Origin of the sequence: Desulfonatronovibrio magnus, assembly GCF_000934755.1 — a bacterium.
In the GTDB taxonomy this organism is placed as follows: domain Bacteria; phylum Desulfobacterota; class Desulfovibrionia; order Desulfovibrionales; family Desulfonatronovibrionaceae; genus Desulfonatronovibrio; species Desulfonatronovibrio magnus.
In genome coordinates this window covers 46974-59561 of the sequence record NZ_JYNP01000016.1, presented here as the reverse complement: position 1 = coordinate 59561, position 12588 = coordinate 46974, and the positions used below count along the sequence as shown (strand labels likewise).

Here is a 12588-nt window from a genome sequence, read left to right as displayed (position 1 = left end):
AAAGCAAGGTAATGTTCTTATGCAAAAAGCTTCCACAAACAACCACACTCCTTTGATTCATGTTGTCAATGATGATCCAGTGCAGGTGGTCCACCTGGCATGGCTGCTGGAAAGCAGTGGCTTTAAAACCAGAAAATTTCCAGGAGCTGAAGAAGCGCTGGATGCTCTTTCCAGCCAAGAATTCCCGGACCTTATCGTCACCGACCTGAACATGCCCGGTATAGACGGATGGCGTTTCTGCAGACTTTTGCGTTCACCCATGTACAAGTCCTGCAACCATATCCCCATAATGGTTGTCTCAGCCACCTTTGCCGGCACTAAAGCATTGCGGACAGTAACTGACCTTGGAGCCAACGCCTTTATGTCAGCACCTGTAGATCCGGAAATCTTTATTGAACGATCCAAATCACTTCTTCGCGGAGATTACAACCAGAATGTTGCCAACATCATGTTTGTTGAACCGGATTCTACAGTGGCCTGTCAACTGAAGGAAGTTTTTGAAGAAAGCGGTTATAATACTCTGCATGTCCAAACTGGCACAATGGCCAGAAAGGAATTCGCTTCAAAGCACTTTGATGTTCTTATTCTAAACCATCACCTGCCTGATACTTCAGGGCAGGAATTGCTCAAAGAATTTTATGCCTTGAACCCCAGTGCAGTCTATATCATGTCCACTTCTGACAGTCACCCTGGTTTTGCCGTTGACTGGCTGAACCTTGGTGCTTCAGGTTACCTGCGTAAGCCCTATGATCCTGAATATGCTCTGAAAATATGTACCAGCTCCAGAAGGGCAAGAGCGCTGATAAATATCGAAGACCTTTTGCACGAACGTACCATGGCCCTCAAGGAAAGTGAACAAAGGTACCGGTCCCTGTTTCAGGACAGCCATTCAGCCATGTTGATTATCGATCCATCCACCGGCCAGATAGTTGAAGCAAACCAGGCAGCATCCAGATATTATGGATGGAGTGTTGATAAGCTTACTTCCATGAAAATGTCAGACATGAGCATGTCTTCAGAGGAAGATTCTCTTGGAAAAATTGAAAAGCCCGATATTGAGAGCAGGAGCCAGTTTTATTTCAAGCACTGCCTGGCTGATGGCAGTGTCAGAGATGTAGAGATTTTCAGCGGTCCCATTTTAATTGAAGGAAAGACCATGCTCTATTCCATCATTCATGACATCACCAGAAGAAAAAGAATGGAACATGAACTGGTCCAGAGCAACATGGATCTTAAAATGGCTGAAGAAGTTGCTGGCATGGGCAGCTGGAAATATGATCCGGTTCAAGACTTTTTTACCGGATCTGAAGGTTTTTTCAGAATAATGAGAATTCAACCGGATCTTAAGTTGAGCTTTTCGGGTTTACTCAATAAAGTACACTTTGAAGACCGGATGGAATTTTCTAAAGTATGGGAAAAAGTTTTACATTCATTTGAGTCATTTGACTTTGAATTTCGTATAGTCAGTGGGCAAAATTTTAAATGTATCAGGTTTATTGGTGCAGCTCAGACCCGCATTCATGAACGTAGCGTTGCTGTCATGGGCATGGCTATGGATATCAGTGAAAAGAAAGCGCTGGAATTAAAGAAAAAACAGCACCAGGAGCAGCTTGCTCAGGCTTCCAAGATAACTGCATTGGGCACCTTAGTGGCAGGTGTTGCACACGAAATCAATAACCCCAACAACCTGATCATGCTCAACACTCCCATACTTGAAAACGCATGGAAAGACTCCCTGCCCGTTCTTGAAGCCTATCACAACAAGAACCCCGACTTTCAAATAGCCGAACTACCTTTCAGTGTCATGAAGGACTATATGTTCAGATTGTTTTCAGGAGTAAATGAAGGCAGTAAAAGGATCAGTACTATAGTGTCGGAACTTAAAGACTTCGCCCGTCAATCGCCTCTTGATACAAGCAAATACGTAGACATAAATGAAGTGGCCGAGTCCGCTCTTACCCTGGTGGAAAAAACCATGTCCAAATTTACAAGCAACTTTACATTTCACCCCCAACCTGATCTTCCTTTAATTTTGGGGGATTTTCAAAAATTAGAACAGGTTGTTGTCAATCTGCTTATAAATGCCGGACAGGCACTTGACAGCAAGTCCCAGTCAGTATCTTTTGAAACTTTTCACAATCTGGAAAAGAAATCCGTTGGTTTCAAGATCACTGACCAGGGCGCAGGTATATCTCAGGATATCATTAAACGCATTTTTGATCCTTTTTTCAGCACTAAGCGTCAACCCGAAGGCACAGGGCTTGGTTTGTCCATTTCTTCCTCCATCATTCAGGACCATCAGGGACAACTTCTCATAAAATCAGCTCCGGGACAGGGAACTGAAGCCACCGTTCTGCTGAAACTTCCTCATACTTCAACATGATTTTTTTTATATTCTCTTATAAACAGGGTTGAACCAATAATTTTCAGCTATGTACATAAACACTAACTCAAATCAGACGATATACATTTTAGACGATGAGAAAAGCCTCCTGGACAGCCTGTTTATCACTCTTCGTTCACATGGCTTTGAAGACATTCATGTGTTTAATCATGGTCAGGACATTCTTAACTTATTGCCTGGACTGCAGTGTAGAATTCTGCTTCTTGACCTTTTCATGCCGGAAGTTTCAGGTGAAGAAATCTTAGAGCAGATAAGCCGGCAATGCCCTGAAGTACAAGTAATAGTCATCACCGGGGTCAATGAAACAGATACTGCTGTCAGGTGTATGAAAAAAGGCGCTTTCGATTACCTGACCAAACCGGTTGATTCTCATAGGCTCACCACTACAGTTCGCAGAGCCCTGCATCACTCTGTAATTGTAAGGCAGAATCTGCTTCTTAAAAACAAATTATTGACCGGAGATCTGGAAAACCCTGATCATTTTGCCGATATCATTACGTCTGACTCAAAGATGAAATCTCTTTTCAGCTATATTGAAGTTATCGCGCCTGCTTCAGACCCGGTTCTCATCACCGGAGAAACCGGTACAGGCAAGGATCTTATGGCCAGGGCTCTGCACAAGGCCAGCAATAGAACAGGCTCTTTTATCAGCCTCAATGCAGCAGGATTGGATGACAATGTTTTTGCTGACACTCTTTTCGGACATATCAGGGGAGCATTTACAGACGCAAAGGAATCAAGAAAAGGTCTGGTTGAGCAGGCAGGAGGCGGTACGCTCTTTCTGGATGAAATTGGAGATCTGCCCCCCCCTTCCCAGGTGAAGCTTCTAAACCTTATACAGGACAAATCTTACTACCCTCTTGGATCTGACAATCCCAAAAAAGCAATGGCCAGGATTGTTGCCGCAACCAACAAGGAACTGGAGGATAGTGTAAAAAAAGGCGATTTTCGGGATGATCTCTTTTACAGAATCAATACCTACCATATCCATCTGCCACCACTAAGGAATCGTAAAAGCGACATTCTATTTCTCGCAAAATTTTTCCATCAAGCCGCTTGCCAGGATCTAAAGATCAGCATGGATCCCTTGAGTCCTACTTTGCTTGAGCTTTTGAAAGCATATGATTATCCTGGAAACATACGTGAGCTGCGCTCCATGATTTTCGGTGCCATGGCCAGAGGAGGCCTTGAATCTCTTGAAAACAGCCTGAGTCATTTGCGTAAAAAAAATTTTAAATGCTCAACTCCTGCCCAAGAGTCAAGCAGCAACTCGGACTGGGACTATCCAGACCCATTGCCCTCCATAGAACAGGCAACAATCAAACTCGTGAAACAGGCCATGATCAGATCAGAGGGCAATCAATCTCAAGCAGCCAGAATGCTGGGTATTTCAAGGCAGGCCCTGAATCAGCGCCTTAAAAAATACAACGATTACAAGTAACTTCAATCGTTTTGCAAAAAAAATCAGATGATTACAGTTTTCACATTTTCACGATTTTTGCTTATGATTGATGCACATTTGCCTGAAAAGTTCCGTCAAAGATGAGAGTTTTACGCCTGGCACAGCTTCCTGCCCGGAGGCTTACAGCCCGGAGGGGGACTGTCCCTCGCTGTGTAGATTTTTTCATCAAAGCAAATTTCTTCCAGGAATCAATGCAGAATCAATCTTTTTTATAGTACCTCGCGGGGACTGTCCCAATTTCGAAAATATGGGACTGTTCTTCAATGCGGAGGCAGCTTCCAGCCGCCTGGAATTAAATTGCCTGCAGGATGCAGGCTCCACTTTAAAGACAGTTACCCGCAGGTTCGATCCCGGTCCGCCCGGGTGAGGAACTTCTAAGCAAGCATCCACATCAAGCAAATTCTATGCAACGTCAATCTTTATTGACATCCCTTAGACACGTAAACTTTTCTTTCAAGTCCTGTTTTCTCAAGCACTAACCGGAACTGCAAATTCAAACACGTCAATTTTAATTGACACTCATCAATCTTGCTGACCAGACAATATTTTTTTCTACCATCTCATAACCCCTTATTCATATTGTAATTCCTGTCATGCATGCATACCTCAAGCAGCCTGGCACATTTAGTGCTAAAAATGACACATGAGTACCAAAACAATCCTCATAATAGACGATGAGTCTGATTTTCGTTTCTCCATGAGTCTGATTCTCAAGGCTCAGGGCTTCAATATCATTGAGGCAGGAGATGGCATTGAGGCGCTTGAAAAACTGTCAACTCTGCAAGAGCAGAACAAAAATGTCGCGCTTATTGTCACTGATCTGAGGATGCCGGGCATGGGCGGTATTGAACTTCTTGAAAGACTTTCCAGACATAATAATGAAATAAAGGTCCTGGTCATCACTGGATATGGTGACAGAGAAACTACTAACAGGATCAAGAAAATGGGATACAGCCAGATTCTAAACAAACCATTCAGTGCAGAGGTATTAATTAATCAAGTTAACTATGTACTTTCAGAAAATTACTGATGACACCTTCGGCCTTACGAGCAACTAAAACCAAATTGGATGCAAAATCAGATGGTTATAATTTTCATATTTTTACGATTTTTGCTTATGATTCATGCACATTTGCCAGCAAAGTTCCGTCAAAGATGGGAACTTTGTGCCTGGCACAGCTTCCTGCCCGGAGGCTTACAGCCCGGAGGGGGACTGTCCCTCGCTGTGTAAATTTTATCATTTAAGCAAATTTCTTCCAGGAACCAATGCAGCATCAATCTGTTTTATAGTACCTTGCGGGGACTGTCCCAATTTCCAGAGAAGTGACAGTATCCTAAAGTTACTCGCAGGTTCGGTCTCAGACCGCACGGGTGAGAAGTTTACGAGCAACTGACTAATTGTCGCTATTTAAATTGATAATCTGATACATTTTTTAAAAGCAACAGGAGGTAAGCAGATGAAGAACATTAAATTGGGAGTAAAGCTATTGGGCGGATTTGTTATTGTCGCCCTAATCGTGCTTATTGTAGGTTTTTTCGGGTGGCGGGGAGCAAACAGCCTCTCAGGACATATTGAATATGTGGGAACAGTTAACCTGCCCAGCGTACAATTACTCATGGAAATTGAAAAAGACTATGAGTCCCTTCGTGTAGCCCAGAGAACTCTGCTCGTTCCCGGTCTTGGACAGACAGAAATGGAAAGACAGCAGGGCATTCTGACCAGGCTGAGATCTGACATTGCGACTCTTCGGGAACAGTTTGAGGCCTTGCCTGCTACTTCCGAGGAGAGAGCTTTGTGGCGACAGGCTGTTGCTGCTCTTGATGAGTGGCGAAGAGTTAATGATGAATTTGTTGAAAGGTCAAGACAGCTTACGCGCCTTGGCATTGACAATCCAGCCCAGTTGCGCGGAAACTTTGAACAGTTCAGAGCTGACCACCATGCCCTTATGGGTGATGTATACGGCTTGATAACGAGAGGCGAACGCTTTGATGGCGGAACCGATCCTGCTGCGTGCAATTTCGGCAGATGGCTGGCTACTTTCCGCACTGAAAACCCAAGGCTTCTTGAAATCCTGCGTCAAATGCCTGCTTCTCATGATCCTTTTCACCACTCCATTGCCGAAATCAGAAACTATGTACAGGCCGACAATATCGATTCAGCCAATCAGGTCCTGGAGGATGTAACTCTGCCCATGGCCGAACAGACTTTTGCCAGGTTTGATGAACTCCTCGCTGTAGCTCAGGAGGCTGAAAACCTGTTTGACAATATGACAGAAATGGCCATGGTTGAAGTACGGGAACGTCAGGCTGAAGCTTTACGTTTTCTTAACCAGGTCCTGGAGATTAATGTAGAAGGTGCTGCCGTAGCAGTAGAAGAAGCACAGACTGATGCAGCACAGGCCCAGGTAATCGCCCTGGCAGGTATGGCCATTGGAGTCATCCTGGCCTTAATTCTCGGTGTTGTACTGACAAAGGCCATCACTTCTCCAGTTGCCAAGGGAGTGAGCTTTTCAAAGGATATGGCTGACGGAAACCTGACTGCTCAATTAGATGTAGTCCAGAAGGATGAAATTGGTATCCTGGCCTCATCCATGCAACGCATGCGCGACAAACTCAAAGATGTTGTTGTGGAGGTTAAGTCAGCCTCTGAAAATGTAGCAGCGGGTAGTGAGGAACTTTCCGCCTCTTCTGAGGAAATGTCCCAGGGGGCTACAGAACAGGCAGCTTCGGTAGAAGAAGTATCGTCCAGCATGGAACAAATGGCGGCCAACATCAAACAAAATACCGATAACGCTGCTCAAACAGAGAAAATAGCTATCCAGGCAGCCAAAGACGCTGAAGAAGGCGGCAAGGTGGTTTTTCAGGCAGTTGATGCCATGAAACAGATAGCTGACAAAATATCAATAATTGAAGAAATTGCCAGGCAGACCAATCTCCTGGCCCTGAACGCAGCCATTGAAGCTGCCCGGGCTGGAGAGGCAGGCAAAGGATTTGCTGTGGTGGCATCTGAAGTTAGAAAGCTGGCAGAAAGAAGTCAGACAGCTGCCGCTGAAATTATCGAGCTGTCAGGCTCAAGTGTGGATGTAGCTGAAAAAGCTGGAGAGATGCTTAAGAAAATAGTGCCAGACATCCAGAAAACCGCTGAACTGATTCAGGAAATTGCCGCAGCCAGTCGTGAGCAGAATTCAGGCGTTGAGCAAATTAATCAGGCTGTGCAGCAATTAGACCAGGTCATTCAGCAGAATGCTTCTGCTGCCGAAGAAATGTCCTCCACTGCTGAAGAGCTTTCCAGCCAGGCTGAACAGCTTCAGGCTACCATGGCCTTCTTCAAAGTCGGAGATGACGCCGGATTCAGCGGCCCAAGAATGCGCAAGGTCACCGTTAAAAAAGAAAAAACCGGACAATCTCAAAAAAGAGCTATAAACGAAAGCAAAGGTAAAAAGGATGGACGTTTTGCTCTGGACATGGGCTCTGACGACATTGACAAGGATTTTGAAAAATTCTGATTCCAGTCACAGGGTCATGGGGCACCTAATTCGCCCCATGACTCCTGAAAACTGAGTAAAAATATGCTTAACTTTTTAACACTACAGCATCACTTAGCTTAAAACCATATGATGGCTGGAACTTTATTGTGGATGAAAAGTGATAAACGCAAAGTGTTGCTGAAGAGTTAATATAACTCTGAGACAGGAGTCATTATGGCTGAAAAACAAGACAAGGCAATTGCTGCCAATCAATATCTGACTTTTACGCTGGCAAAGGAACTTTATGCCATAGACATTGCCAATGTCTGGGAAATTCTTGATTACACTCCTGTAACCAAAGTACCCAGGACGCCGGAGTTTCTTTTAGGCATAATCAATCTTCGAGGACGGGCTGTACCTGTGGCTGATTTGAGGCTGAAGTTCGGACTGCCCAAAACCGAGCGTACTGTAAATACCTGCATCATAATAACAGAGGTTAAGTTTGATGGCGAGTCAACAATCATGGGTGCGCTGGCTGATTCGGTACAGGAAGTTTTTGAGATAGATAAACAGAATATTGAACCACCTCCAAAGATAGGAACACAAATCAATATTGAGTTTATTCAAGGTATGGGTAAACAGGACGAGCGATTTATCATCATCCTGGATGTAAATAAGGTCTTTTCAACTGAAGAGCTGAACATCGTACAGGACGTTGGTGATGCTCACACTGACCAAGACCAGACACAAGCGCAGGAAAACCCTCAACAAACTGAAACGGAAACCGCTGCGTAACTTATGCGGGCCTTGCCCGCAACCCAATCTGGAGGAAAAAGATTATAAAATATGGAGCGACATTGAGTAATCTACAGAAGTAAGGCTGCAGGCTGAGGAATGTGGCTGGAGCCCCAAAAAAAGAGGTGCTCCCAGGCTGGAGCCTGGGAACAAGAAAAAAACTGGATTCCGGCCTTCGCCGGAATGACGGCAAAAAGTAATAGTTTGCTTTAACCGTCACCCCGGTCCCGGATCGAGTCCGGGATGACGGATCCGGGGTCCAGTTTTTTTGAAGTTACTTAGAAGCCTTTCACCCGGGCGGACCGGGACCGAACTTGTGAGTAACTGTTTTTAAGGTGGAGCCTGCATCCTGCAGGCTATGTAATTCCAGGCGGCTGGAAGCCGCCACCACATTAAAGAACAGTTCCATATCTGAAAATTGGGACAGTCCCCGCAAGGTACTATAAAACAGATTGATGCTGCATTGGTTCCTGGAAGAAATTTGCTTAAATGATAAAATTTACACAGCGAGGGACAGTCCCCCTCCGGGCTGTAAGCCTCCGGGCAGGAAGCTGTGCCAGGCACAAAGTTCCCATCTTTGACGGAACTTTGCTGGCAAATGTGCATGAATCATAAGCAAAAATCATAAAAATGTGAAAACTGTAACCGTCTGATTTTATTGGCAAAACGACTCCAGTTACTTGTAAGCCTGACTATCCGGCGGTAAAAGAGCCAGTCCCATTTGCCATTAATCTTTTTAAGTACTCTACTTCTTTTTTTATCATCAAAACCCATTGTTGGGAAAAGCGATTCGCATCTGCCAGCCATGAAACAAGGCTTTCAATAGACTTATTCACCCCATCTGTTTCATCAACCACTGCCGATGAAATAAGATCCAGGGCCTCAAAGCAGCTGAAGTCATTACTGCGTCCCAGTTCCTTTTCCAGATTTAGTGCTCTAAACTTACGGATATGCCCTGGAAAATGTCTTTCTAAGTCATTCCTTATATTTTCAGCTGCAGAGGCCAATGCCATAATGCGTGGGTCGTCTCCTGCACTGATAAATAATAACTCTGTAACTAAAATCTCCAGATGTCTGGCCATCAGTACCCGGGGCATTCCCCGGTTTGACAATACACCTCCCAGCCAGTCGATCTGGGAATGAAGTGTCTCGGACTTGAGATCGGCAAGAGTAACCAGCCAGGCGCCATCCGCGTCAGTGTAGCGTCTGCCTCTTTTCCCATAACGATATACAAAGTAAGGATATTCTGACAGACAATTATCAGAGGCCCTGAGCACCGCCACAAGATCCTGCTTATTCTGAGGCACAGGATGAGTACCAGACTCAGGATTAAATGTCGTTGCATGATACTTCTTTTCACCGTCCTGCAATGGCAAAAGGGCTTTGAATGACAAGTGCAGTTGCCTGAATATAAACTTGGCTGTATTGTCAACAACCTCAATCTCCTGTGGATTTGTTATTAATTCGTTCATGACTCTGGCTGCAGATTCCCAGTGTTCAGGCCCTTGCCCGCCATGGATGGATAAATAGGAAAGACCGCTGCTTAAATCTAAGCTCAAGGCTTTTTTTATTAATGGCAACATAATAACAGCTCCCTTGGTGGACCCCATCAGCACATAAATTGCTCCTGCCAGCGCTATGGGAGTTTCACCAGCCACCTTCCTGATGTGAGCAGCAGCCTCCAGAGCTGACTCAACCGCGCTTAGAGAGTCAGGGATCAGTTTCCACCTGAAGTAGTCATTATCGTCATTAAGCAGGGACGACCTTTGCATTTCACTCGACCAGATCTTCACTATTCTGGAATCATGACAATTGTTCAGGCAACCTTCTAATGCTGCATGAATTATCGCCAGAGCCCGAATATATCCCAGATACGTCTCTAAGGTCAGCTCTTTTTTCAATACTGCCTGAGCAAATGGAGTTGACTCAATAGACTTATGGATATCTTTTGTAGACTTTCTCAATATATCCGTAACTGAAATATTTTGCATGAAGTCTCCTGGTTAAATGTTATGTCAGCGTACTGCCAAGCCTGACAAAATGGCTGAGCTGTCATTTACCCATTCATTTTGACTGGCTTGAAGTCCTGTCAGCCAAATCCCTGATGCTTCTTGCATTTGCCAGTTGAGGAAAGTCTTCCATCAAATCGTTAAATACAAGTTCAGGCTCAATCAGCACCATTTCAACATTTTTGTTGACCCCTATTTCTCTGGCCTTTTGAACAGAAGAAACAAGGAGGTCGCCCCGCTTTGAATACCTGGCATTCATAATATCATTCACCAATCGAACTCCGTAGCCTCTAATATAAACACGCTTACCAAGTAAGAACTGCAGGTCAGGAGAAACGGCCATGGTATAATCAGGTCTTGGGGCCTGCATAATAGCGGTGTTTTCTGGATCATTATTGGTTTCTTCAGGTCTGGCAGTGTATGCTGTCAAATCAATAACCCAGCTGTTTTGAACTTTTTGGTACTCACTTAATATCTTCAATGCCAGCACTTCATTAGCCAGCTTTTCATTCTGAGCCTGCAAAATAAGCTTTCTTTCCGCCTTAATCTGAAATTTCTCTTGATACTGTTTTAATTTTACTGAATAGACTGCATATATACCAGACCCAAAAAGCACCATAAAAATCATGAGTATCTTGATTAAGGAGTCAAATCTGTTTCGCTTTACAGCTATACCATTTTTAATAATAAAATACGATTCGCTTGCCATTCTCTCACCTTAAGGTCGCGTATCAGCCCACTGTAGTTAGCCGTGGACCTGGCTCCATCTTTCTTTCAAAAGGTTAAAAATTGCCCACCCGGGAAGGGCAAAGGAGCCTGTCCCGGGTGGTAAAAGTTTATGTTTTGCTCAATTATTACAGTACAGGTAAGTATTTTTTTATTTCATATTCAGTAACCTGAGTACGGTAACTATCCCATTCAATCTTTTTGTTAGCAATAAAGTTTCGGAAAATATGATCACCCAGAGCCTCCCTGACCACAGAACTGGATTCCAGCACTTCCACTGCCTCAAACAGACTTCCGGGCAAGCTTGGAATGCCATGTTTTTTACGTTCCTGCTCATTCATTTCAAAAATATCAGCTTCCACTGCATCCGGCAAAGCATATTTTTCTTTCATACCCTTTAGCCCGGCTGCCAGCATACAGGCAAAAGCCAGATACGGATTGCATGCTGGATCTGGTGAGCGCATTTCAATACGGGTAGCAGTCTCCTTGCCTGGCTTGTACATGGGCACCCTGACCAGTGAAGTTCGGTTGCGCCTGGCCCAGGCCACATATACTGGAGCTTCATAACCTGGAACCAGCCTCTTGTAAGAATTTACCCATTGGTTGCACACAGCTGTAATTTCATTGGCATGCTTCAAAAGACCAGCTATATAGTGCCTGCATTCCTTACTCAGAGAGTCAGAAGCTGAATGGTCATAAAAGACATTACGCCCATTTTTAAATAATGACTGATGAACATGCATGCCACTGCCATTCTCTCCAAACAACGGTTTGGGCATAAAACTGGCGTAACAGCCGTGACGTCTGGCCACCTCTTTGGCAATTACCCTGTAGGTGACTGCTGTGTCCGCCATTTTAAGAGCTTCCTGATATCTAAGGTCAATCTCATGCTGACTCGGAGCAACTTCGTGATGACTGTATTCAACGACTATTCCCATGCTTGTAAGTCCGTTGATAATATCTCTTCGAATATCATTTGCAAGATCCAGAGGAGGCGCGTCAAAGTATCCCCCAAAATCAAGTGTTTTGGGTTCATGAGAACTTTCAAAAAGAAAAAACTCAAGCTCAGGTCCTACATAAAAACTATACCCCTCTTGAGCCGCCTTACTCAGCATCCTTTTCAGAACGTATCTGCTGTCTCCTTCATACGGACTGCCGTCAGGATTTTTAATATCACAGAACATCCTGGCCACAGGTCGATCCATAGGTCGCCAGGATACAAGCTGAAAGGTTGCAGGGTCTGGAAATGCCACCATGTCACTTTCATGAATTCTTGCAAAACCTTCAATGGAGGAACCATCAAAACCCATACCCTCTTCAAAGGCCTCCTCCAGTTCGCTGGGAGTAACCTGAAAACTCTTCAGAGTACCTAATACGTCCACAAACCAGAACTGGACAAAACTAACGTTAAAATCTTTAACCGCTTTTGTCACATCATCTGCATTGCGACAACTGAAAACCACTGGATCACTCATTTTTTAACTCCTTTTATCTTGCCGAGGGTTTGCACCAAGAGCATATCGACATTTTTGTATTGCTTTCTGGAAAAGCGTGCGAACGTATAACATCACAACATCCAACTCTCAAAATCAACACAAAAATGTAGCATGAAACCTGAACACTTACAAGTACACCCTTAGCTGGCCCCCATGGCCGGAGTTGCAACCTGTCGGAAAACTTATTATGCTGTACACTTACATACAAGCAACATCACTCAAATATGAA

General features: G+C 44.4%; 8 protein-coding genes. 5 read left to right on the top strand and 3 right to left on the bottom strand.

The window, feature by feature from the left end:
- Positions 1 to 19 precede the first annotated feature (19 nt).
- The 5 genes from LZ23_RS22130 to LZ23_RS01925 all read left to right on the top strand — a co-directional run bounded on the left by LZ23_RS22130 (position 20) and on the right by LZ23_RS01925 (position 8128).
- A complete protein-coding gene (locus tag LZ23_RS22130; protein WP_052507034.1) occupies positions 20 to 2383 on the top strand; it encodes a response regulator in 2364 nt (787 codons plus the stop codon).
- 49 nt (positions 2384 to 2432) lie between these two features.
- Positions 2433 to 3845, top strand: coding sequence for a sigma-54-dependent transcriptional regulator (locus LZ23_RS01950; protein WP_045211128.1), 1413 nt, complete (start codon positions 2433 to 2435; stop codon positions 3843 to 3845).
- A gap of 664 nt (positions 3846 to 4509) precedes the next feature.
- Positions 4510 to 4896: a response regulator gene (locus LZ23_RS01940; RefSeq protein ID WP_045211124.1), complete on the top strand. Its 387-nt coding sequence runs from the start codon at positions 4510 to 4512 to the stop codon at positions 4894 to 4896.
- A gap of 427 nt (positions 4897 to 5323) precedes the next feature.
- A complete protein-coding gene (locus tag LZ23_RS01930) occupies positions 5324 to 7372 on the top strand; it encodes a methyl-accepting chemotaxis protein (RefSeq protein WP_045211121.1) in 2049 nt (682 codons plus the stop codon).
- A gap of 195 nt (positions 7373 to 7567) precedes the next feature.
- Positions 7568 to 8128, top strand: a complete 561-nt coding sequence (locus tag LZ23_RS01925; RefSeq protein WP_045211119.1) for a chemotaxis protein CheW — start codon at positions 7568 to 7570, stop codon at positions 8126 to 8128.
- A gap of 692 nt (positions 8129 to 8820) precedes the next feature.
- Here the strand turns inward: LZ23_RS01925 and LZ23_RS01915 are convergent.
- The 3 genes from LZ23_RS01915 to LZ23_RS01905 form a co-directional block, all read right to left on the bottom strand.
- Complete coding sequence (locus LZ23_RS01915) at positions 8821 to 10119, bottom strand: biliverdin-producing heme oxygenase (RefSeq protein ID WP_045211115.1); 1299 nt, start codon at positions 10117 to 10119, stop codon at positions 8821 to 8823.
- Between the two features lie 73 nt (positions 10120 to 10192).
- Complete coding sequence (locus LZ23_RS22125; RefSeq protein WP_052507033.1) at positions 10193 to 10846, bottom strand: 3D domain-containing protein; 654 nt, start codon at positions 10844 to 10846, stop codon at positions 10193 to 10195.
- 145 nt (positions 10847 to 10991) lie between these two features.
- A complete protein-coding gene (locus tag LZ23_RS01905) occupies positions 10992 to 12338 on the bottom strand; it encodes a glutamine synthetase family protein (protein WP_045211114.1) in 1347 nt (448 codons plus the stop codon).
- Positions 12339 to 12588: the final 250 nt, after the last annotated feature.

What these genes read in the sequence shown, in the direction of transcription:
- LZ23_RS22130 (WP_052507034.1), top strand. Translation starts at nt 20, where the DNA reads ATGCAAAAAGCTTCCACAAACAACCACACTCCTTTGATTCATGTTGTC.
- LZ23_RS01950 (WP_045211128.1), top strand. Translation starts at nt 2,433, where the DNA reads ATGTACATAAACACTAACTCAAATCAGACGATATACATTTTAGACGAT.
- LZ23_RS01940 (WP_045211124.1), top strand. Translation starts at nt 4,510, where the DNA reads ATGAGTACCAAAACAATCCTCATAATAGACGATGAGTCTGATTTTCGT.
- LZ23_RS01930 (WP_045211121.1), top strand. Translation starts at nt 5,324, where the DNA reads ATGAAGAACATTAAATTGGGAGTAAAGCTATTGGGCGGATTTGTTATT.
- LZ23_RS01925 (WP_045211119.1), top strand. Translation starts at nt 7,568, where the DNA reads ATGGCTGAAAAACAAGACAAGGCAATTGCTGCCAATCAATATCTGACT.
- LZ23_RS01915 (WP_045211115.1), bottom strand. Translation starts at nt 10,119, where the DNA reads ATGCAAAATATTTCAGTTACGGATATATTGAGAAAGTCTACAAAAGAT.
- LZ23_RS22125 (WP_052507033.1), bottom strand. Translation starts at nt 10,846, where the DNA reads ATGGCAAGCGAATCGTATTTTATTATTAAAAATGGTATAGCTGTAAAG.
- LZ23_RS01905 (WP_045211114.1), bottom strand. Translation starts at nt 12,338, where the DNA reads ATGAGTGATCCAGTGGTTTTCAGTTGTCGCAATGCAGATGATGTGACA.